The organism is Rhodococcus sp. ACPA1 (assembly GCF_002300195.1).
Lineage (GTDB): Bacteria > Actinomycetota > Actinomycetes > Mycobacteriales > Mycobacteriaceae > Rhodococcus_F > Rhodococcus_F opacus.
The window spans coordinates 658,144-680,447 of sequence record NZ_NSDX01000002.1 but is presented as its reverse complement, the minus strand read 5'-3'; the positions used below and the strand labels follow the sequence as shown (position 1 = coordinate 680,447).

Annotated in this window: 21 protein-coding genes; 16 read left to right on the top strand and 5 right to left on the bottom strand. The window is 68.1% G+C overall.

The genetic code is table 11. The features are described 5' to 3' along the window. Positions 1-151: 151 nt before the first annotated feature. The 5 genes from CJ177_RS09665 to CJ177_RS09645 are packed head-to-tail and all read right to left on the bottom strand — an operon-like array spanning position 152 to position 6,498. A complete protein-coding gene (locus tag CJ177_RS09665) occupies positions 152-1,306 on the bottom strand; it encodes an Mrp/NBP35 family ATP-binding protein (RefSeq protein WP_061045046.1) in 1,155 nt (384 codons plus the stop codon). Further along, positions 1,303-4,170 carry a molybdopterin-dependent oxidoreductase gene (locus CJ177_RS09660; protein ID WP_095867637.1) on the bottom strand — a complete coding sequence of 956 codons (2,868 nt, stop codon included), beginning with the start codon at positions 4,168-4,170 and terminating at the stop codon, positions 1,303-1,305. Before CJ177_RS09660 ends, CJ177_RS09665 begins: the two co-directional genes overlap by 4 nt. 28 nt (positions 4,171-4,198) lie before the next feature. Continuing rightward, positions 4,199-5,719, bottom strand: a complete 1,521-nt coding sequence (locus tag CJ177_RS09655; protein ID WP_095867701.1) for a 4Fe-4S dicluster domain-containing protein — start codon at positions 5,717-5,719, stop codon at positions 4,199-4,201. Between the two features lie 5 nt (positions 5,720-5,724). Beyond that, entirely contained in the window at positions 5,725-5,958 is a 234-nt protein-coding gene (locus CJ177_RS09650; protein WP_061045048.1) for a sulfurtransferase TusA family protein, read from the bottom strand. 24 nt (positions 5,959-5,982) lie between these two features. Beyond that, positions 5,983-6,498, bottom strand: a complete 516-nt coding sequence (locus CJ177_RS09645) for a DsrE/DsrF/DrsH-like family protein (protein ID WP_061045049.1) — start codon at positions 6,496-6,498, stop codon at positions 5,983-5,985. Between the two features lie 176 nt (positions 6,499-6,674). Here CJ177_RS09645 and CJ177_RS09640 point away from each other — a divergent pair, with 176 nt between their 5' ends. The 16 genes from CJ177_RS09640 (at position 6,675) to CJ177_RS09560 (ending at position 21,244) form a co-directional block, all read left to right on the top strand. After that, positions 6,675-7,820, top strand: coding sequence for an MBL fold metallo-hydrolase (locus tag CJ177_RS09640; RefSeq protein WP_095867636.1), 1,146 nt, complete (start codon positions 6,675-6,677; stop codon positions 7,818-7,820). Continuing rightward, on the top strand, positions 7,784-8,206 hold the full coding sequence (locus CJ177_RS09635; RefSeq protein ID WP_061045051.1) for a YidH family protein: 423 nt from the start codon (positions 7,784-7,786) through the stop codon (positions 8,204-8,206). The genes CJ177_RS09640 and CJ177_RS09635 overlap by 37 nt, the downstream gene beginning before the upstream one ends. 12 nt (positions 8,207-8,218) lie before the next feature. Then, positions 8,219-8,575 carry a DUF202 domain-containing protein gene (locus tag CJ177_RS09630; RefSeq protein WP_095867635.1) on the top strand — a complete coding sequence of 119 codons (357 nt, stop codon included), beginning with the start codon at positions 8,219-8,221 and terminating at the stop codon, positions 8,573-8,575. Between the two features lie 59 nt (positions 8,576-8,634). Continuing rightward, positions 8,635-8,970 (top strand): helix-turn-helix transcriptional regulator, encoded by a 336-nt coding sequence (locus tag CJ177_RS09625; protein ID WP_005257448.1) that lies wholly within the window; start codon positions 8,635-8,637, stop codon positions 8,968-8,970. A gap of 539 nt (positions 8,971-9,509) precedes the next feature. Then, positions 9,510-10,889: a rhodanese-like domain-containing protein gene (locus CJ177_RS09620; RefSeq protein ID WP_061045053.1), complete on the top strand. Its 1,380-nt coding sequence runs from the start codon at positions 9,510-9,512 to the stop codon at positions 10,887-10,889. Positions 10,890-10,926: 37 nt separating this feature from the next. Beyond that, on the top strand, positions 10,927-11,304 hold the full coding sequence (gene trxA, locus CJ177_RS09615) for a thioredoxin (protein ID WP_095867634.1): 378 nt from the start codon (positions 10,927-10,929) through the stop codon (positions 11,302-11,304). A 424-nt stretch (positions 11,305-11,728) separates the two neighbouring features. Further along, positions 11,729-12,106 (top strand): carboxymuconolactone decarboxylase family protein, encoded by a 378-nt coding sequence (locus CJ177_RS09610; RefSeq protein WP_061696829.1) that lies wholly within the window; start codon positions 11,729-11,731, stop codon positions 12,104-12,106. Positions 12,107-12,904: 798 nt separating this feature from the next. Continuing rightward, complete coding sequence (locus CJ177_RS09600) at positions 12,905-13,234, top strand: rhodanese-like domain-containing protein (protein ID WP_061045070.1); 330 nt, start codon at positions 12,905-12,907, stop codon at positions 13,232-13,234. Positions 13,235-13,291: 57 nt separating this feature from the next. Further along, positions 13,292-15,454, top strand: a complete 2,163-nt coding sequence (locus CJ177_RS09595; RefSeq protein ID WP_095867633.1) for an MMPL family transporter — start codon at positions 13,292-13,294, stop codon at positions 15,452-15,454. Positions 15,455-15,562: 108 nt separating this feature from the next. Continuing rightward, entirely contained in the window at positions 15,563-15,832 is a 270-nt protein-coding gene (locus tag CJ177_RS09590) for a metal-sensitive transcriptional regulator (RefSeq protein ID WP_005571934.1), read from the top strand. A 281-nt stretch (positions 15,833-16,113) separates the two neighbouring features. Beyond that, positions 16,114-16,527 carry a DUF302 domain-containing protein gene (locus tag CJ177_RS09585; RefSeq protein ID WP_061045058.1) on the top strand — a complete coding sequence of 138 codons (414 nt, stop codon included), beginning with the start codon at positions 16,114-16,116 and terminating at the stop codon, positions 16,525-16,527. A gap of 38 nt (positions 16,528-16,565) precedes the next feature. After that, positions 16,566-17,339, top strand: coding sequence for a sulfite exporter TauE/SafE family protein (locus CJ177_RS09580; protein WP_095867632.1), 774 nt, complete (start codon positions 16,566-16,568; stop codon positions 17,337-17,339). 75 nt (positions 17,340-17,414) lie between these two features. Further along, positions 17,415-18,767: a rhodanese-like domain-containing protein gene (locus CJ177_RS09575; protein WP_095867631.1), complete on the top strand. Its 1,353-nt coding sequence runs from the start codon at positions 17,415-17,417 to the stop codon at positions 18,765-18,767. A gap of 307 nt (positions 18,768-19,074) precedes the next feature. Further along, positions 19,075-19,356, top strand: a complete 282-nt coding sequence (locus CJ177_RS09570; RefSeq protein WP_061045061.1) for a hypothetical protein — start codon at positions 19,075-19,077, stop codon at positions 19,354-19,356. Then, entirely contained in the window at positions 19,356-20,828 is a 1,473-nt protein-coding gene (locus tag CJ177_RS09565; protein ID WP_095867630.1) for a multicopper oxidase family protein, read from the top strand. The genes CJ177_RS09570 and CJ177_RS09565 overlap by 1 nt, the downstream gene beginning before the upstream one ends. Continuing rightward, positions 20,825-21,244, top strand: coding sequence for an excalibur calcium-binding domain-containing protein (locus CJ177_RS09560; protein ID WP_061696824.1), 420 nt, complete (start codon positions 20,825-20,827; stop codon positions 21,242-21,244). The genes CJ177_RS09565 and CJ177_RS09560 overlap by 4 nt, the downstream gene beginning before the upstream one ends. The last annotated feature ends 1,060 nt before the right edge of the window (positions 21,245-22,304 follow it).

Genomic DNA, 22,304 nt, shown 5'->3' with positions numbered 1-22,304 from the left:
TCGACGCCAACCATTGCGATTGGCATGCAACGCGTGTGAGGTCCGATACCTGGCGTCGTGTCTGGGCGGTCTTCTGACTACGGGACCTCTCCGCCGTGGCGCACAACTGATCGTCCACCGGTTTTCGGGGGCGAGATCGTGCACTGGGTCGTCAGTCGGGGTGTCCGCCGTGCGGGACGGTCAACGGGAGGGATCGGCCGACGAGACTTCGCCGCAGGATCGGCAGGGATGTCGCGATCTGCCGGATCTGTGTGACGGAGGCGGCCTGCGGGGCCGCGATCATCGCCGGGACCCCGGCATCGCCCGCCTCGCGCAGTTCGATGTCGAGTGGCACCTGCCCCAGGAGCGGTGCGGCGATGGCCTCGGCGAGACGCTGACCGCCTCCGGCGCCGAACAGCGCCGTGCTCTCGTGGCACGACGAGCAGATCATCGCGGACATGTTCTCCACGACGCCGGCGACCGGCATCCGTGAGTCGCGGGCCATCCGGCCGACCCGCTGGGCGACGGTCTGGGCCGCCGGCTGCGGTGTGGTGACGACGACGAGTGCTGCGTCGGGCACGAGCTCGAGCAGCGAGAGTGTCACGTCGCCGGTGCCGGGTGGGAGGTCGATGAGCAGAACATCGAGTTCACCCCAGTACACATCGTCCAAGAACTGCTCGATCGCCTTGTGCAGCATCGGGCCACGCCAGACGACCGGCTCGTCGTCCCGGACGAAGAACCCCACCGACATCAACGCGACCCCGAAGGCCTCGACCGGCAGCATCAGTCCCTTCAGCGCGACCGGCGCTCGGCGCACCCCGAACAGGTGCGGGATCGAGTATCCCCAGACGTCGGCGTCGAGAATGCCGACCCGCTTCCCCTGCCGGACCAGGGCCACCGCAAGGTTGGCCGTGATCGTGGACTTACCCACGCCACCCTTGCCGGAGGCCACGGCATACACCTGGGTTGCCGAACCCAGTCCGAACGAGTTGGCGCCCCGTGGCCCGGCGCCGCGAAGTCGTGCGGCGAGCCGCATACGCTCGCCCTCGCCCATCGCCGCGAAGGCGACCTCGACGCCGGAGACGCCGGCGATGGCGCGGACTGCCGCGGTGACGTCGGCGGCGAGGGCCTCCTGCAGGGGGCAGGAGGGCGTCGTGAGCCGGACAGTCACCCGCGCGACGCCGGAGCGGTCGACTTCCACCTCGCCGAGCATCCCGGCCTCCTCGAGGGGCAGGTGCAGCTCGGGATCCTCGACGCGTGCCAGCGCAGTGCGCACGTCGGCCGGATCGACCTTCGCGTCGGCACGCCTCCGCGACAACAGGCTCATGCTCGCTCCTCCGCGCCGGGCGATCGGAAGGCGCGTCGGCGGGGTTTGACCGGACGCATCATGAACTCTGGACGGCGCAGCCCGGACCGGCTCGGTCCGGGACGGGTGTTGTCCATCCAGGCGCGGTACACCTCACGGGACCGCTGCGTGTCCACCACCACATCGCCGTACCGGTCGTCCGCGTGGGCTCTCTCGACGCGCACCTTCTGGTGCCAGCAGTGCATGCCCGAGACCGGGTCGGGATGCACCGCGAATGCGAGGTTCTGGTGCACACCGGGGTCGTCCCAGTAGATTCGGTCGCTGTCCGGGTCGTCACTGTGGAACGGCTTCACCCCTTCCTTGTAGCGCAGCCTCCACACCCCGTTGCCGTCGTTGCCGAGGTCGACCAGGCCCATCACCCACCGGGATCCCGCGTTCTCGGACGTGCGCCACCGGCCCATGTGGTGGGAGAGCCCCATGACGCCGGGGCGGATCGCCTCGGTGGACCAGACGCGGGCCACGAAGTAGCCGATCTCGGTGTTGACCCGGACCAGATCGCCCGTGTCGACCCCGAAGCGCCGGGCGTCCACGCTGTTCATCCACAGGGGATGGGTGTTGCTGATCTCGTTGAGGTACTTGGCATTACCTGATCGCGTGTGGACCAGGGTCGGGAGCCGGAAGGTCGGCATCAGCACAATCTCGTTGTGGGCCTGGTCGATCGAGCGGTAGCTGACGTGGGACTCGATGTAGCCGGGTGTGGCGTACTCCTCCCACCCGAAGTCGACCATGGTGTCGCTGAACAGCTCGAGTTTGCGCGACGGCGTGAGCCAGCCGGCGGTCCTGCTGCCGTCCGCGTGGACGACTCCCACCGCACCCGCCTCCCCGACCAGCGGCGGGGTCGAATCGAGGGTGACGGGTTTGCGGAGCACACCGTTGCCGTCCGGGGTCGCCCCGTCGGTTTCGGCGTCCGACAGTGGCCGCTCGTCGAGTCGATAGGCATCCTTGGTGACCTCGAAGACGCCGTACTTTCGCATGTATTGCAGGGGGGTCAGCCCCTGGCCGGCGGCGGCTTGTGGCAGGCCGGGCACGCTGTTCTCGAAGACCCAGCCGTAGTACTCGTCGACGGTGACCTTCTCGCCCGGCCGGTACGGCGACTCGAAGTACTTCCGGATGCCGAGGCTGCCGTCGGGGTCGATCCGCCAGGACAGCTCGAACCAGAACTCGTTCTCCTCCCACACCTCCCCCGGGTTGGACTCACGGGAGTCGGACACGAGCCGGCCCATCTTCTCCAGGGCCACCCGGGTGACCGGCTGGCGGAATCCGAGCCACTTGCCGGCGTACTGCTCGTAGGACTGGGTGTCGTGCCGTTCGGTGCTGTGCCCCATCGGCAGCACGTAATCCGCGAATGTCGCCGTCTCCGACCACGTCGGGGTGAGCGCGACGTGGCAGCCGACGAGCGACTCGTCGGTCAGGGCCTTCAGCCAGCTGAAGCCGTCGGGGTTGGTCCACACCGGGTTGTAGACGCGGGAGAAGTACATCGACAGCTTCCCGCGGCCGTCCTCGAGCAGGTGAGGCAGCAGGATCGACATCTCGTTGGTCGACAGTGGGAATTCGGCAGGCCAGATCATCTCGTTCCACGACTGGTGTCCCTCGGGGACGTTGGGGCCGTGGGCGATGATCTTGTCCCAGCCGTTGGGGCTGGTGCCGCCCTTGGTGCCGACGCTGCCGGTGAGCACGTTGAGGAAGAACAGAGCCCGCGACACCTGCCACCCGCCGAGGTTGCCGGACGCCGCGGCGCGCCAGACGTGTGCCGACAGTGCTCTGCCGGCGGTGGCGACGATCCGGGCGAGCTCGGCAATCTGCTCCTCGGGCACCTGCGCCTCCTGCGCCGCGTAGGCGAAGGTGTATCCGGCGTAGTCCTCGGTCAACGCGCGGATGAACTGGTCGAAGTCGTCGGCAGGACGCTCGGGGTGGCGGCGTGTCATGTACGTCGACCAGTTCACCCAGCGGCGGATGAATGCCCGGTCGATCTGGCCGGTTCGGAGCAGGTACGCCGCGACGGCCAGCAGGATCGCGGCCTCGCTTCCTGGCCACGGGGCAATCCAGAGGTCGGCGTGGGAGGCCGTGTTCGACAGCCGCGGATCGAGCACGACGACCGTGGCTCCGCCCTCGATCTTGCCCTCCATGATCCGTTGCGCGTGCGGGTTGAAGTAGTGCCCGGCCTCGAGATGACTCGAAATCAGCAGGATCACCTTCGCGTTCGCATAGTCCGGCGAGGGCCGGTCGTAGCCGCCCCAGAGCGAGTAGCCGAGCCGCGCGCCGGCGGAACAGATGTTGGTGTGGCTGTTGTGCCCGTCTACGCCCCACGCCAGGAGGAACCGTTCGGCGAAGCCGTCCTCGCCGGGCCGCCCGACGTGGTACATGACCTCGTCCCGGCGGTCCTCGACGATGGCGGCCCGGATCCGGGCCGCGATGTCGTCGAGCGCGTCGTCCCAGCTGACCCGATCCCACCGGCCGCTGCCGCGGGTGCCGACGCGCTTGAGCGGGTGCAGGATCCGCTCGGGGTCGTTGACCTGGTTGATCGTCGCGGGCCCCTTGGCGCAGTTGCGCCCTCGCGAGCCCGGGTGGGCGGGGTTGCCCTCCACCCTCTTGATGGACATGTCGGACTTGTCCACGTAGGCGAGCAGTCCGCAGGCCGACTCGCAGTTGAAGCAGGTGGTGGGCACCAGCATGTACTCGTGTGGCACCTTGCGCGGGTGCGCCTTGGCGTCGTATTCGACGTGGTGGTCCCAGTTCTCGACCGGCGGGAAGTTCCGCAGCCGTTCGTGCGTGCGTTCGCCCGGCATCGCCGGCGATGCCGTTGTGCGGTTCGTCTCGGCAGTCATGGCTGGTCCCTTCGGCGTGGTCGTTCGTTCACGAGAGGGGCGGGTCCTGGCCCGCCCGGACGTAGGCCGTCTCGTAGTCGAGGAGAGCGACCTGGGCCAGCAGGCCCGCGAGGACGAGGAGCACGGCACTGCCGGACCCGGTCCACGCGGGCGCGGCCAGCGCGGCCGCCAGCACCGCGGGGGCGATGGCTCCCAGCCAGAACAGTCGCGCGTAGCGGCCGTGCGTGATGATGTGCGCGGCCACGGACGCCTGGCGGCTGGCGTGGCTGCCCGAGTACTCGATGCCCAGCATCATCAGGTGCAGGCCCGTCGAGAGCACGAACGCGCGCGTGAGGAAAGCGGTTGCGCCACTGGCGAGGTCCGCGAACGGGGCCATGACGAGGAGGGCCCCGGCGCCGACCATTCCAGCCTGCACGAGCAGGTGCCAGAACAGCAGCGGCGACTGCCACAGGTCGCGGCCCTCGGCCTGCCCGAAGAGGAAGCCGGTGTAGCCGGCGACGAGCGCGCCGAACGGGATGGCGAGCCAGGCCAGCACGGTCTGGGCCCACCCGATCTCGAGGAGGGCGGCGAGGATCCACAGGACCGCGCCGCCGGCGAAGGCGGCCAGGGCGTAGGCGCCCCAGACGAGCCATGAGGTCCAGTTGGACTCGAGGAAGATGTAGAGGAACCGCTCGGGCCGCTTGAGGTCCCAGATCAGCAGGGCCCCGGTGGCGGCGGCGCCGAGCAGGGCGACGGCGGGTGCGCCGTAAGCGCCGACCCAGCCCAGGTCGACGCCGAGGAGGTGGGCCAGCCCGGCGATGGCCAGCGCGCCGGCGGCCACGGCCTTGGTCCACAGGTAGGTCGTCACCCGCCATCCCCACGGCCGGGGGTGCGCGGTGTTCAGCGTGGTGCGCGCCCGGGTGGTGGGGTCGCCGGGCAGATCGGCGGCAGTCTCGAGGCGCTGCGCGTCCGGCTTCGCCCACAGGTAGGTGTCGGCGACCGGTGCGGCCAGCGGGTCGAGGACGGCGTGGTCGGCGCCGAGGTAGAAGACGTTGGGCCCGGTGTTCTGCTCCGGGGAGCGCACCGCGGTCTCGTGGGTGCTGATCAAGCCGGCGATGCCGCTCGTCGGGTCGTCGAGGTCGCCGACCCAGATCGAGTGGGTGGGGCAGACCACCACGCAGGCGGGCTCCATGTCGTTGTCGATCCGATGCGCGCACAGGTTGCACTTGGCTGCGGTGTGGGTGTCCTCGTCGATGTAGAGGGCGTCGTAGGGGCAGGCCTGCATGCAGCTCTTGCAGCCGATGCAGCGCTCGTTGTCGAAGTCGACGATGCCGTCGTCGCGCTTGAACAGCGCCTGAGTGGGGCAGATCTTTACGCACGGGGCGTCGGTGCAGTGGTTGCAGCGCATCACCCCGAAGGAGCGGGTTGTGTCCGGGAACTCGCCGGTGTCGACGTATTTCACCCAGGTGCGGAACTGCCCGACCGGCACATCGTGCTCGGTCTTGCAGGCCACCGTGCATGCGTGACAGCCGATGCAGGTGCGTTGGTCGATGGCGAAGCCGTAGCGCACCGACCTCACTTCTTCCGGATGATGTAGCGGTAGACGCCGTCTTCGCTGGTGCGCTCGAGCAGTTCGTTCCCGGTGTCCCTCGCCCACGACGGGATGTCGGTCCTCGACCCGCCGTCGGTGGCCTCGACGAGCAAGATCTGCCCGGACTCGAGTTTCCTGGCCGCACGCGAGGCGAGGAGCACCGGCATCGGGCACTTCTGGCCCTTGGCGTCGATGGTGACGTCGATCTGATAATTCACGGCGGGCTCCCTGAATGCGGCGGGTCAGATGAAGAGGTTGATCTGGGACTTGGTCATCGCGGACAGCGCGGTGGCAGCACCGACGGGCTCGCCGACACCGTCGATGAGCTGGTCGCGGCGGAGGCCGAGCAACTCCATGCTCATCTCGCACGGCCACAGGTTCACGCCCAGCTCCGTGCACATCTGCACCAGGTCCGTCGGAAGGGCCACATTCTGGCCCCGCGCCAGCTTCTTCAACATCCATGGACCGGCGCCGGCCATGTGAAGTTTGGACAGCTTCATGTGGCTCATCCCCGGCCGGTTCATCCCTGCCAGTGCCTTGGTCATCGCGTTGGTGCCGGTGATCCTGACGTCGTCGCGCACCAGCGGGAAGAGACCCCAGAACGTGAAGAAAATCGTGGTGGACATGCCGTACGCGGCGCCGGTCGACCCCAGGATCAGCGTCGGCCACACCTTGTCCAGGTCACCACTCCAGGCCACGATCGTCATGCTCTCCGGGATGACATCGTCATCGTCATCGTGCTGCGGGCTGTCGGACATGCGCCGGCCCCTTTCTCGGCTGGCTGCCCAGGAGACCTCGTGAGGGCCTTCGCGCAGACATTGCTAACTGTGATCCAAAACACTACATTCGTATATGCGCATACTGCAAGATGCTTCTTCGCGTCGTATCGAACACGTGAAAGACCACCCGACATCCGTGCACCTTGGGAGGACACGTGGCTGACAACATCACCTCGACGGAACTGTTTCGCGAGATCCAGGCCGGCACCGTCACCGAGATCCTCGACGTCCGCAGCACCGACGCCTTCCGGGCCGGCAAGGTGGAAGGCCCGCGGCCCGTCCCCACCCGCCACGTCCCGGTGTACCGGGTGATGGAGGAACTCGAGGAGCAGGCCGCCGCCACCCGCGAGGGTGCGGTGATCGTCTGCGGGCAGGGAAACGGCTCCGAACTGGTCGCCGAAGAGTTCGAGGCCCTCGGAGTCCGCACCCGCTCCCTGGCGGGCGGAACCGACGCCTGGAACCGGCTTCTCGTCCCCGTCGAGATCACCGAATTGCCCGGGGACGTGCGGGTGTGGCAGTTCCAGCGACCCGCGAAGGCGTGCCTGTCCTACCTCGTCGGAGTTCCCGGCGGCAACGCCGTCATCGTCGACCCCACCAGGTCACCCGAGCCCTACCTGGAGCTCGCGCAGGTCCACGACATGGCCGTCACACACGTCGTGGACACCCACGTCCATGCCGACCACATCAGCGGTGGCCCCGCCGTGGCGGCCCGGCTCGGTGCGGAGTACCACCTGCCGCCGGAGGACGCCGGAGGGATCGTTCCGTTTCCCAACCGGCCCCTGAAAGACGGCGACCAGCTCGACCTCGGCTCCGCCGTGGTCCGCGCCATGACGATGCACCTGCCGGGACATACCCCCGGCACCACCGCGCTGTTGGTCAGCGAGACGGTTCTGCTCGTGGGGGACACCGTCTTCGTTCGCGGGCTCGGACGGCCCGACCTGACCGGTCAGGCCGAGGAACTCGCCCGCGATCTCTTCCGCAGCGTGCACGAGCGGCTTCGACCTCTCGATCCACGCACGATCATTGCCCCGGCGCACTGGTCCACCAGCGAAGAGATCAACGCCGACGGGCTCGTCACCACCACCCTCGAAGAGGTCTTCACCGCCACCTTGCTCAACGAGCGGGCCATCGAACGGTTCGTCGAGCAGATCGTCAGTTCCCTGCCCGCAGCGCCGCAGGCCTACGACACGATCCGCCGCGTGAACGCCGGACAGATCACCCCCGGGGACGACGAGATCGAGGTCCTCGACGTCGGACGCAATCAGTGCGCGGCGTCGACCTCACTGACTGGGACATCGTGACCAGCTCTCCCCGCCGGCCGGCACGCCCCGGGAAAACCCCACTGCACGAGGTCGGCGAGCATCCCGACTACCGGTTCACCCTCGCCAACGAACGCACCTTCCTGGCCTGGGTCCGCACCGCACTGGCCCTGATGGCAGCCGGGGTCGCCGTCGTCCAGTTCGTGCCCGGCCCCACGGCGATCCGCCACGGACTGGGCTTCGTGCTGATCAGCCTCGGCGGCGCGCTCAGCGCCGTGTCCTACACCCACTGGGAACGCAACGAACGCGCCATGCGGCTCGGCGAACAGCTGCCCTACTCGCCGATGCCGAGGCTGGTGGCCGCGATGCTCGCACTGGGAGCCCTGGCGGCGCTGGTGCTGACCGTAGTCGACCTGGTCGAGACCTGAGGGTCGCAGCCGATGCTGACCGGTTGGCTGCTGCCGCATCGTCGCAGGAAGGAACCGGCCGTCGACGTCGGCCTGCAGGCCGAGCGGACCGCCATGGCATGGCAGCGGACCGCCCTCGGCGTCGGCGGCGTGTCGGCGTTGCTGCTACACCTCGCCGCAGGCAATCTCCCAGTGGCTGTTCCAGGACTCGCCGGCCTGTCGGCCGCGCTGCTGCTACTCGTGCTGTCGGAACATCGGTATGTGCGGATCGTGTACAAGGTGGGAGCCGGTGAGCCGCCGCCGGCCCCCGGCCTCGTACGCCTCATCGCAGCCGGTGCCGTCGTCCTCGCGGTGTCCGCCCTTGCGCTGCTGCTCCTCACCGACGCCTGACCGAGCAGGCACGCGGGCCGCACCTATAATCAGCTTCCGAGGCCCGGTTTGGAGGGGTGATGGACCAAGACATCGCGGCACAACTACAAGAACTCCACGCCAGGGTCTGCAAAGCCATTGCCGACCCCAAGCGCCTTCTCATCATCAACGAACTTCGCGACCGTGAGCTGAGCGTCGGAGAACTCTGCGAGGCAACCGGCATCAGCCAGTCCAACGCCAGCCAGCATCTGACCATCCTGCGTGAGCGCGGCATCGTGACGACGCGCCGCGTCAAGAACAACGTCTTCTACTCGCTACGCAGCCAAAAGATTGTGCAAGCAGTGGACCTGCTCCGAGAGTTCCTGGCCGAGGATCTGGCCGACCACGCAGCATTGGACGGCGCCATCCGCGGCTGACCCCGCGAGACGTCGGGACAAGCGGCCCAGCCGCACCCGCGCACCGACAGTGCCTGCACCGAACGTGCCGCACAGCAAACCAGCAGGACGCAGTGTTCGCCGAATTCGATCTGCGCCCGCAGAGTTATCGGCTGGCCACCCCGCCACCCCGCCCCGGTCCCACCGAAACCGTACGCCGCGCCGCGCCGGTGAGATCGGTGCGCGACCAGGCTGCGCCCCCGGATACACGCACACCATCTCCCCCGCCGGCACCTCGGTGAGACCAGGAAGTCACCTCCCCCAGCGGCATCAACCGCACACCCGATACATGGGCCCGCACGGACCCGTAGCCTTCGCGCACGACCACCACCGGCGCGCCGGACGCCCATGCCGGACGCAGGCATCGACTTCCTTGTCGTGGCCACTGGCCGACTGATACCGGCGGGGGTATTTCACCAAGAGCCTGACATATACCCCCAGGGGTACTTGCATACCCCATGGGGTATGTGGCAGTCTTGTTGACAAGGAGAAAGATCCTGCCAACTTCGGAGGAGACCACGATGATTCTCGAGCAGTACTACATCGAGTGCCTGTCCCACGCCTCGTACCTGATCGGAGACGAATCCACCGGGCGAGCCGTCGTGGTCGACCCGCGCCGCGACATCACCGAGTACCTCGACGACGCCCGCACGCACGGGCTCACCATCGACGGGGTGATCAACACCCACTTCCACGCCGACTTCGTCTCCGGGCACCTCGAATTGGTCGAGGCCACCGGCGCCTGGATCGGCTTCGGCGAAGCCGCCGAAACCGACTACCCGATCCGTCGCCTCGCGCACGGCGAGCACATTTCCCTCGGGCGAGTCGACCTCGAGATCCTCGCCACCCCCGGCCACACCTGGGAATCGATCAGCGTCCTGGTCCGGGAAACCGCGGACGCCACCCCGACCGCGGTCCTGACCGGGGATTCGCTGTTCATCGGCGATGTCGGTCGGCCCGACCTGGTCAACCTCGGCGACGGCTCCACCACGGATCTGGCCCGGGCGATGTACCACACGGTGCACGACACGCTACTGACCCTGCCCGACGGCGTGACGGTGATGCCCGCGCACGGCGCCGGCTCCTCCTGTGGCAAGAACCTGTCCGCGGAGCTGACCTCGACCATCGGCGAACAACGGCGCACCAACGCGTCGGCGCAGCCGATGAGCGAGGACGCATTCGTCGCGTTGATCACCGACGGCCAGCCCGCGGTACCGGCGTACTTCTCGGTGGACGCGGCCCTGAACAAGTCCACCCACCCGGCGCTCGACCAGCACCGTCGGATCCCGGAACTGTCCGCGGACCGGGTGCGCGCCGAACTCGCCGCCGGCACCCGGGTGCTCGATGCCCGCACCGTCGACGACTTCGCCGCCGGACACCTGCGCGGTTCGGTCAACGTCGGCTTCGACGGCCGGTTCGCCGAAACCGGCGGCATGGTCGCCGAGGTCGGCGAGGCGATCGTGCTGATCACCTACCCGGGCGAGGAACAGGACGCGGCGATGCGCCTGGCCCGGATCGGCTCGGACAACGTGATCGGCTACCTGGGCACCGACACCGACGGCATCCTCCCCACCGCACTCGCCGACCTCGTCCAGACGGCACCGCGCACCACCGTCACCGAACTCGACCGGCTGCGCGCCGACGATGCGATCACCCTGGTCGACATCCGCAACCCCGGCGAACGCGACTTCGGCGTCATCCCCGGTGCGATCCCGGTTCCGTTGGCGCAGTTGCGGTCCCGCGCCCAGGAGCTGCCGACCGGCAAGCCGATCGTGGTGCACTGTGCCGGTGGATGGCGTTCGAGCGTCGCCGCATCGCTGCTCCGCGCCCGCGGTATCGAGCGGGTCAGCGATCTCGTCGGCGGCTACAACGCATGGGCCGCACAGCAGGTGTCGGCCTGACGCTCCCTCGATAAACGCCCCAAGGAAAGGATCCCTCATGACCACCAAAAACCTCACTCACACGGACTTCGCATCCACGATCACCGACAACGCCGTCGTGCTCGTCGACTTCTGGGCGTCGTGGTGCGGCCCGTGCCGGGCCTTCGCGCCCACCTTCGAACAGTCGTCCCGCAAACACCCCGATATCGTGCACGCCAAGGTCGACACCGAGGCCGAGCAGCACATCGCCGCGGCCGCGGGAATCCGCTCGATCCCGACGATCATGGCATTCCGCGACGGGGTACTCGTGTACTCACGACCCGGAGCTTTGCCGCCCGCGGCCCTCGAGGAGTTGATCTCCCAGATCAAGGAACTCGACATGGCCGCAGTACACGCCGCGCTCGCACAACAACCTGCCGCAGCGGGGCAGGCATAGCGGTTTCATTCCCGGGCCCCTCAACAGCACCGACCCGATCAGTGATCTGAAGTGCCGCCCATACCCGTCCCACACGTCACCGCCGAACTCTCCGGCGAGCAGACCCGATGACGGCGCGCGAGCCGACGCGGCGATCTGGTTCCCCGATCGGTGGCCGTCGCTGGGAGGAGCCTCCTGCCGGGCGATGTCCCCGGTCGCTGCCGGGGACAAACGGCCCTGGCGCGGTCCGTGGTCCGTGGTCCCCTGCCACCCTGACAAGAGCAGGAACCTGGTGCCCCGCCGGAGAAGAGGCACTTCGATGACGACGGCAGTTTCGTCCACGCCGATTGCACCGTCCCGGTGGTGCTTTCGCTCCCGTCCCGTGCCGGACCTCGAGCCGATGAGATCGATACCGAACGCAAACACCAATAATCGGAGGTAGAGCATGGACTACGGCAAGGCCGTCCAACAGGAACTTCGGGGACCCGCCCGGGCACTGCGCCACACGATCCCGCAGGTCTACGCCGGTTACGGGCAACTGCACGAAGCCGCCCTGGCACCCGGGGCTTTGGACGCCAAGACCAAAGAACTGATCGCCCTCGCGATCGCCGTGAGCAAGCAATGCGATGGCTGCATCGCCGCACACGCGCGCGGCGCCGCCGAGCACGGCAGCACACCACAGGAAGCAGCGGAGGCAATCGGCGTCGCGATTCTGATGAACGGTGGGCCCGCCACCGTGTACGGACCCCGAGCATTCGCCGCGTTCAACGAGTTCCACGCCGATCAGGAACCTGGCCACGAGAACTTTCCGCCCGAACGATAGCTGAAATCACAGCGATTCCTGCCGAGCGCCCACCAGGCGGCTGGGCATCCTGAGGCACTGTGCGCCACCGCGGATCCGACCGGAACCGCCGCGACCCGGATCCGTTGCTGCTCAATGACCGTCATGCCGAGGCGGGAAGAAACCGGCACAGGACAGGTGTGGTCATCCGCACATCTCCCGCGAATGGATACCCCTAGGGGTATAGTTTGTTTCGTTACGATCACCGGCATTCCGGGGAGGGACCCACCATGTGTTATCCAGTTACGTGCCCCGGCTGCGGAAAGACAACGTGGGGAGGCTGCGGTGCACACGTCGACGGTGTCATGAAGGCCGTACCCGAATCCCAGAAATGCACCTGCGAGAACAATGCCGCTCCCCCGGCGAAATCCGGATTCTTCAGCACACTCTTCGGCCGCTGACCGCACGACCCACCCGCCCTGCCGACAGCCCATCGCCACCTCGACTGCCGGCCACCGTGCACTCGAGGGTGCCGTCGACGAGAACCAGGCTTCGTCGGCGGAGCAGGGATTCGGCCGCACCGAGATCGACATGCAGGACGGCGCGCCGGCGAAGCTCGGCGAGAGGACGGCACGCAATGCCACCCTCGACACCTGTAACTCCCAGCCCGCGGATCGGGTAACCGAGGAGCCCGCACTCGCGCCGGCGATCAGGGAAGCCGGTATGCGCCAGCGATGCGCACCAACGTCGCCGGCGCCCGCCACCCGAAGGATTGCATAAATACCCCCATGGGTAACATAGTCGACCAAGTTCAATACCCCCTAGGGTATGAAGGGTGTCATGCGTGAAATCGAGATCGGTGAATTCTCCGACGCGTGGGCGGCGGGAGCGCCCGTCGTCGACGTTCGAGAGCCGTGGGAATACCGGAATGCGCACGTGCCCGGCGCGCAGTTGCTGCCGTTGGGACAGCTTGGCGACCGGGTAACGGAGATCCCGGCCGGCGCGGTGGAGTACGTGATCTGTGCGTCCGGGAACCGGAGCGTGCAGGGGGCACGAATCCTCATGACTGTCGGACGGCCCGCGGTGTCGGTGGCCGGGGGCACCTCCGGGTGGGCCGCGGCGGGCCGGCTCCTCGACACCGGTGATGGCGGCTCATGTGCCCACCGCTGATCGCCCCGCCCCTGTATCGACCAGATTGTTCCTCTCAGATCGTCAAGGAGACCGCAGATGACCCGCAGTACCACCGTCGACGGCGACCAGCCCACGACCACGACCACGACCACCGCCGAGAGTGGGGTGCTGGGCCGAATGGGCGTGGCGATGGCCACCCATACCAAAATGGTGTTCGGGGTGTGGTTGATCGTGCTGGTCGCGCTCGGTGCGGCGGCGCCGTCGGTGTTCGGCTCGCTGGCCGGTGCCGGGTGGCAGGCCAACGGCTCGGAATCGGTGCAGGTGCGTCAACTCGCCGAGCAGCACTTCGGCGGTAACTCCTCGGCGGCGGTGCAGGTGGTCGTTCACTCGGACTCCCAGACCGTCGACAGCCCGCGGGTTCAACAGACCCTCCGCGAGGTCGGCGCCGTCTTCGCAGGCGATGCCCGGTTCGGGGCGGTGATCGCGCCGCAGCCGGGAATGTCGATCAGCCCGGACGGGCACACCGGCATTCTCATTGCGGGCGCGAACGCGAGCACCGACGACATGGTCAAGGCCGTCGACGTACACAAGGCGGAGCTGACGGCACTGTCCGGCAACGGGATCGAGGTGTACCCGACCGGGGCGTCCGCGCTGTGGAGCGACTTCAACAAGGCCAACCACGACGCGATGATTCAGGCCGAATTGTTCTCCTGGCCGGTGACATTGGCGATCATGGTGCTCGCGTTCGGATCCCTCACCGCCGCCGGGCTGCCACTGCTGCTGACCCTGGCCGGGCTCGTCGCCTCGGCAGGCGGGCTGGTGTTGCTCAACGAGATCACCCCGATCTCGGTGTGGGCGATGAACTTCGCGATGATGTTCGCCCTCGCCCTCGGCATCGACTACGCCCTGTTCGTCGTCTCCCGTTTCCGGGACGCGGTGAAGAACGGTGGTGACCCCGTCTCGGCGGTCGCCGAGACGATGGACACCGCGGGCAAGGCGGTAGCCCTGTCCGGGCTGACCGTGCTCGTGAGCCTGTCCGCTGTGCTGTTGGTGCCGGCACCGGCGGTGCGCACGATGGCCGTCGGGATCATGCTGGCGGTGTTCTTCGTCCTGCTGGCCACCCTGACGTTGCTGCCCGCCGTGCTGGGCACGCTCGGCGGCAAGGTCAACGCCGGCTCGCTGCCCTGGGCGAAGAGGCAGCAGCACCGCTCGCCGCGGTTCGCCGCCTGGGGCGAGCTGCTACATCGCCACCCGTGGCCGTTCGCAATCGGTTCGCTGCTCGTGCTCATCGCGCTGTCGGTCCCCGTGCTCGGGCTGAAGGTCGCAATGCCCTCGATCGAAGTGGTGCCCACCGATGCCCCGGTTCGGCAGGGCTACGAACTCGTTCAGGGCCAGATGGGCGAGGGGGCACCGGGGATGTTGCAGATCATCGCCCCCACCGCGGAGGGTACGGAAACCGGGACGACAGCCGCCGCAACCGACGGAATCGCCATGGTGACGCCGCCGCAGCCCGCACCGGACGGTAGTGGCTACGTGATGCTGCAGGCCATGCCCACCGTCGATCCCTCCGACGCACGAATGGGCACCATCCTCGACGCCCTGCGCGCGGATCTGCCCCCAGGCGCGTTGGTCGGCGGGGCACCCGCGGAGAATCTGGACCTGCAGCAGGCGCTGAACGATTATTTCCCGCTGATCGTGGCCATCATCTTGATCCTGGGGTTCGTGCTGCTGCTGGTGGCGTTGCAGGCCCCGTTGAGCGCGATCCTCGGCACGGTGGTCAGCCTGCTCTCCACTGCGGCCGCGTTCGGGGTCGCGAAGCTGGTCTTCCAGGACGGTCACGGTGCGAGCCTGCTCGGCTTCACGCCCCAGGGGTTCCTGGACGGGTGGGGGCCGGTGTTCTTCTTCGCGATGATCTTCGCGATTGCCATGGACTACACCGTGTTCCTGCTGGCCACCGCGAAGGAACACTACGAACGTTCCGCGGATCCAAAGGTCGCGCACGTCGACGGTCTGGCGCATTCCGGTCGGGTGATCTTCGCCGCCGCCGCGGTGATGGTCGCCGTGTTCTTCACCTTCGCCCTCGCCGACCCGTTGCCCCCGAAGGAGATGGGCATCATCCTCGGGGTCGCCGTGCTCCTCGACGCGGTGCTGATCCGGCTGATCCTGCTGCCGGTGCTGCTGCGCCTGACCGGGCACGCTGCCTGGTGGTCACCGGCCTGGCTGCGCAAGGTCTTGCCGAAGATCAGCTTCTCGCACTGAGCGTCGGGACCGTGGCCGCGGGTGGGGTGGGGCATTACACAATGCACCCACCCCACCCTTGGTACCCCCGGGGGTATACTGTGATCAGGTCTCAGGAAAGGAACCATGATGGTCGGCGACGAAGACAGCATTGCATTGGTACTCAACCGGCTCCGCCGGGCCCACGGGCAGCTCGCCGGGGTGATCTCGATGATCGAGCAGGGACGCGACTGCAAGGACGTCGTCACCCAGCTCGCCGCGGTCTCCCGCGCCCTGGATCGCGCCGGGTTCAAGATCGTGGCCACCGGGCTACGGGAATGCCTCACCGGCGAGCCCGAGGACGGCAGGGAGCCGATGACCGAGGCCGAACTCGAGAAGCTGTTCCTCGCCCTCGCCTGAGGCTCGGTCCGGCCACCACCTCCGTTCGCCGTCGACGAAAGGTGACCATGACCGACGCGACCCGTCGGTGCGGCTGAACCATCGAAAGGATCGTGCCGCTCCTCGCCGGAACGGTGGTGCTCGCGGGAATCGCACTGGCAATGGTCTTTCCGTCGCGGTGGCTGCTGGTCACCGGGTTCGCAGCCCGCGAACCCGCTGCTCCACCGCCTCGGTGTGTGTCCCGGCGCACCGCAGTATGCCCGACCTGATCCCAAGTCGCCGAGAGAAAGGCAGACACGCTCATGACACTCGCACTGTCGACCACCCTGCACACTTCGTTCGCCGACGCGGTGGACCGCACCCGCAAAGCCCTGGCCGAGCAGGGTTTCGGGGTCCTCACCGAGATCGACATGAAGGCCACCCTGAAGGCGAAACTCGGTGAGGACATGGAGGACTACCTGATCCTCGGTGCCTGCAATCCGCCGCTCGCGCACCGTGCGGTCACCGTGGACCGGCAGATCGGGCTGCTCCTGCCGTGCAACGTCGTCGTTCGCGCCGATCCCGCCGATCCGGGCACGGTGCTGATCGACGCGATGAACCCACAGGTGATGGTCCAGGTCGCCGACCAACCCGGGCTCGGAGCCGTCGCCGACGACGCCACCACGGCGTTGCAGGCCGCCATCGAGTCCCTCTCCCAGGGCACCGGCGACCGGTAACGAGACCGGGCCCCCGGGTTGGCGGCGGAAGGAGGATCGTGGACATAGCGGTCGCACTCGCGCTCGGGGCGATCATCGGCGTCCTGCTCGGACTCCTCGGCGGCGGCGGGTCGATCCTGGCCGTCCCCGCGCTGGTCTTCGGCCTCGGCCTCGACCTCGAACAGGCCATTCCGATCTCCCTGCTCGTGATCGGTCTCGCCTCCATCGCCGGAGCCGTCCCGAAAATTCTCGAGCACCAAGTGAATTGGCGCATGGCCGGGGTATTCGCCGCCTGCGGCATTCCCGCCACCTTCGCCGGCAGCGCGATCGGGCGCCTGCTGCCGCAATCGGTGGTCCTGATCGGTTTCGCTGCCGTGATGGTCGTCGCCGGGATCCGGATGCTGATGGACCGAGGCGACACCGGCACGGCCTGCGAGGTCGGGGACTTGGGGATCGACTGGCGCCGCTGCGCCCCCCGATCGATCCCCGCCGGGATCGCGGTGGGCTTCCTGACCGGCCTGTTCGGTGTCGGCGGCGGATTCTTGATCATCCCAGCCCTGGTGCTGATGCTCGGTCTGGACATGTCGGTCGCGGTCGGCACCTCGCTGGTCATCATCGTCGCGAACTCGGCGGCCGGTCTGGTCTCGCACCTGAGCGGCGCGAGCATCGACTGGGCGATCACCGTCGCGTTCGCCGGCACCGCGATCGCCGGGTCCCTGATCGCCGGTCATTTCGGCACCAAGGTCGACACCGACTGGCTGCAGCGGTGGTTCGCCTACCTCGTCTTCGCCGTCGCCGCCTACGTGCTGATCGACACGATCCTTCTCCGCTGACGTGGCGGCGACCCCACCGCAGCACCGATGCACCCGGGTATGAACCATTGAGAGAATGTGAGGAAGGTACGAGTCATGGACGTATCGATCATCGAGACCTCCGGTCTGGGCGACCGCAGTTACCTGATCAGCGACGGCGCCGTCGGCGTCGTCGTCGACCCGCAACGCGACATCGACCGGGTCTTGGCCCTGGCCCACGACCGCGGCGTGCGGATCACCCACGTCCTCGAGACCCACATCCACAACGACTACGTCACCGGTGGCCTCGAGCTGGCCCGCACCGTCGGCGCCGAATACGCCGTCCCCACCGGCGACGACGTCGGCTACCAGCGGCGCGCCGTCGGTGACGGCGACGTCATCGACGCCGGCCCGATCCAGCTGCAGGTCATGCACACCCCCGGTCACACCCACCACCACGTCAGCTACGTCCTCCGTGACACCGCCGGCACCCCCCACGCAGTCTTCACCGGTGGATCGATGCTCTTCGGCACCACCGGCCGCACCGACCTCCTCGGCAAGGCCCACACCCGGGAACTGACCCACGCCCAGTACCACTCGGTGCGCCGCTTGGCGGACGAACTCCCCGCCGACACCAAGATCTACCCCACCCACGGATTCGGCAGCTTCTGCGCCGCCACCCCCGCGAGCGGGGACTCCTCCACCGTCGGCGAACAACGCACCACCAACCCCGCCCTGACCCAGGACGAGCAAAGCTACGTCGACGAACTGATCGCCGGTCTGTCCGAGTATCCCGCCTACTACGCCCACATGGGCGTGATCAACACCCGAGGACCGGCCCCGGTCGACCTGTCGCTGCCCGCACCCCTCGACCCGGACGAGCTCCGCCACCGCATCGAGGCCGGCGAATGGGTCGTGGACCTGCGGGAGCGCACCGCCTTCGCCGCCGGCCACCTCGGCGGCACCCTCGGCTTCGAGTTGTCGGACTCGTTCGTCACCTACCTCGGCTGGCTCTACCAGTGGGGTGCACCCCTGACCCTGATCGGCGAAAACGAAGACCAGGTCACCGACGCCCGCCGCGAACTGGTCCGCATCGGCATCGACGACCTCACCGGCGCCGCGATCGGCGAAATCCACACCCTCGTCGCCGGCACTGAACTGCGCTCCTACCGGGTCGCCAACTTCCCCGCTCTCACAGAGGCACTGCACGAGAAGGACATCACCGTCCTCGACGTCCGCCAACGCAACGAATACGACAGCAGCCACATCGAGGGAGCGATCAATATCCCGCTCCACGAACTCTCCGACCGCCAGGGGACCCTCCCCGACGGGGAAATCTGGGTGCACTGCGCCTCCGGCTACCGCGCCTCCGTCGCCGCGTCGATGATCGACCGACCCGACCGCAGCACCGTGCTGATCAACGACGACTACGACAACGCAAAGGACTCCGACATCACCAGCACGACATAGGCATTCGAATGCCACGGGGGGCTGACCGACTCTGGAAGACCGGCGTCCACTGCCATACCCACCCGTGGAATCGGTTCGGCCAACGCTGGAAGCAACTCTGGCGACCGCGACCGCGACCTCGTGCACGACGGCCACGCATACACCGGTGACCACCGTCCCGTGTGCGCGCGGGGACCTGCCGGGTGCGGCGACGCTGCCGCGCTGGTGACGGTGGTCCGAGAAGGCACACACTTATACCCCCCGGCGTATCATGGGAAGTGACGGGGCGACAGCATCGGGTCTCCCCCGGACGGAGGTGAGGCGGCAGATGCGTTACGGCGACTGCGGTGGGGGCATAGCCGGCTGGGTGTGGGTGTTCGGTGCGCTGCTGGTGGTCGGGCTTCTGCTGCTCATGGTGGCGGGAGGACTGCTGACGTATCGCGCGACATCTCGACCGGACAGCCACATCACGGGCCGCACCGGCCGGTACCCCGCGCCGCCGGCCGGGCAGGCCCGGGCCCGCGAGATCCTCGAGGAGCGTTTCGCCCGGGGGGAGATCGACGCCGAGGAGTTCGGTGACCGGCGGCGCATGCTCGACGGCGGCGACTGATGGAACCGGTCAGCCGCCGCCGCGCACTGCAAGTCGGCGGCCTGGGCCTGGCCGGCGTGCTCGCGGGCGGGCTCGGATTGGCTTGGCAGGGCAGCCGAGGCACCCGATTCGACGCGGCGGTCGGTGCGGAACTGTCCGAACCGAGCGTGCTCTCGAGCAGCGGCGGAGAACTCGCGCTCGCGCTGACGGCGGCCGAGGGGGACCTTCCGGTCGCCGGGGGCCGGGCGCGGGTCCTCGGGTTCAACGGCGGACTGCCCGGCCCCACCTTGCGCGTGCGGCCCGGCGACCGGATCCGGGTGACGCTGCGCAACCGCTTGTCCGAGCCGACCAACCTGCACCCGCACGGGCTGCACGTCTCCCCTGCGGGCAACGGCGACAACCCGTTCCTGCGGATCGAGCCGGGCCAGGACTTCGACTACGAATACCGGCTGCCCGATACTCATCCGTCCGGGGTGTACTGGTATCACCCGCACCACCACCACCTGGTCGCCGACCAGATCTTCGGTGGCCTGTACGGCGCCATCATCGTCGACGACATCGATCCGGTGCCCGTCACCCGGGAGCGGGTGCTGGTGATCTCCGATCTGACCCTCGACGGTGCCGGGCGGATCGCGCCCACCTCGATAATGGACCGGATGGTCGGCCGGGAGGGCAATCTTGTGTTGGTCAACGGCCAGCTCCGTCCGACGATGACCGCCGCCCCGGGCACGCTCGAACGGTGGCGCATCGTCAACGCCTGCGTCAGCCGGTACCTACGCCTTCGGTTGGACGGGCAACAGCTGCGACTGCTCGGCCTGGACTCGGGCCGCTTCACCGAGCCGCGACCGGTCCAGGAGTTCGTGCTGGCCGGTGGAAACCGCGCCGACCTGTTGGTGTCCATGGCGGGATCGGGGCAGTTGCTGGCCCTGCCGGTCGACCGGGGCGAAATGGGCATGATGGGGCGCGGGGGCAGGGGCGATCCCTCGTCACCGGGCGGGGATGCGACGGGGACGGTCCTTGCCACTGTCGAGGTCGCGGGTGCTGCCGCCTCGCCGCCGGCTCCGGTTCCCCCGCAGCCGTCGCCGCGTGACCTGAGACGCGAAACCGTCGCCGCCACCAGGACGTTCACCTTCGGGGTGGGAATGGTAATGGCCATGGGCGCCGGCGGGATGCGGTTCACGATCGACGGCCGCGAGTACGATCCCGACCGCACCGACCACACGGTACGGGTGGGCACTGTCGAGGAATGGACCCTCGTCAACGACTCGCCTATGGAGCACTCGCTGCACCTGCATGTGTGGCCGATGCAGCTCCTGCGCACCGGCGGACGGGAGGTCACCGAGATCGCCTGGCAGGACGTGGTCAACATCCCGGCCCGCAACCGAGTGACGGTCCGCGTGGCGTTCGACGACTACCCCGGCCGCACCGTCTATCACTGCCACATCCTCGACCACGAAGACCTTGGCATGATGGGCGTCATCGAGGCGCGATGACCCCCACCGAGAACGTGCGATCGAAGAATTTTCGTTGGCGGAGAGCCGCCGGGACCCGCGCACGGCTGCGGTTGGCCGGGCTCGGTCGTTGTGGAATCGTGGTGTACGACTCGTGGTACTTGATCTCACCGTCCGCGTCGACCGTGGGCGCGGCGCCCGCCACGACAACCGTTGGCGTCGCTCCCCCCGCCAGCCCGTCGTCCCGGCACCCCCCGGCGCCGATCCACACCGCTCCGCAATCATCTGTCAGCTACACATCCTGCGCCGACGCAAAAGCAGCCGACGCCGCACCGAATTACCAAGGCGAACCCGGATACTCGACGAAGCTCGACCGAGACAAGGACGGCGACAAGTGGAGCCGGAACATCGGGTCCACGCCGTCGTGGATCGCGGCGATTCCGGCTTGCTTCCGGTAGACGACCGATTCGCCCCTCTCTGAACCGCCTGCATGCCCCGTCGCGGCTACACAGACGCGTCCTCGACCATGAGTGTTGGTCACCCCCTGCGGGGCGGCGCGCGCCGTTCCTGTCGGAGACGTCGCCTTCATCGGGCGTCAGTAGCAGCGCCCACGGGGTTGCGCGCAGGCGTTCGAATAGTGTCAGTGCGTCGACGCGTCGCTCGCCGACTTCGCCGCGCGAGTCGATGGACGCGATGTACGGGTATTCGTCGGCTTCGTCGTAGCAGACGATGGCCACCGCGCCGGGGCCGAGTCGGACAATCGGCGCGCCTTTCGGAGTGACGCCGGTGCGAGGGTATGGGAAACGCGGATCAGCCGGTCGAGGCCAGTTCCGGCGGCTCCGGTGAATCTTGCGGTGACAACGTGCGCGCCAGTCGTGCCGAAGGTGTGGTTGACGCCGGCGGTCCCGTTCGCCACGGCCGCCGTGGGGGGTCACGGTGTTCTCCTCGTTGAACTCCACTGTGCCGGTGGCGTTTGCGGGCGCAACGTTCGCGGTCAACGCGACTGGACCGGTGGTCGCGACGGTGCCCTGCACGGACACTGTCGTCGTGGTCCCCACCGTCGCTGCGGACGGCGCGACCAGGATCATTGCCGTGTCAGCGGCCCCGAGGGTGAACATTGCCGATCTCTGCCGTGGCCGCTCGTCGCCACCGGGGTGACACCGTGTGCGGGCGCCGTGGCTCTGTGGTGGTCGTGGGTGACGGGGTCGGCGAGCGTCCAGTCCAGCCACTACCAGCCAGGTCGGTGGCGCAGGTCGAAGACGCCGTGGCGGTGACCGGCGATCAGGAACGGGGTGTCCCAGAGCAGCAGATCGGTGTTCGGCGGGCGCATCTCGATGCCGTCATGACGGCGAAACAAAGTGGTGGTGGGGCCGACATGACCAGGGCGGAACCCAGGGGCGGGTGGTCAGGGTTGGGTCGGTCAGGCGGTAGGTCGGGCGAATCAGCGGAGGTATGTCTGGTCCTTACCGGTCGCAGATGGGCGCCGAGATAGGCGGCCTTCGAAGAGGTGTTGTCGGG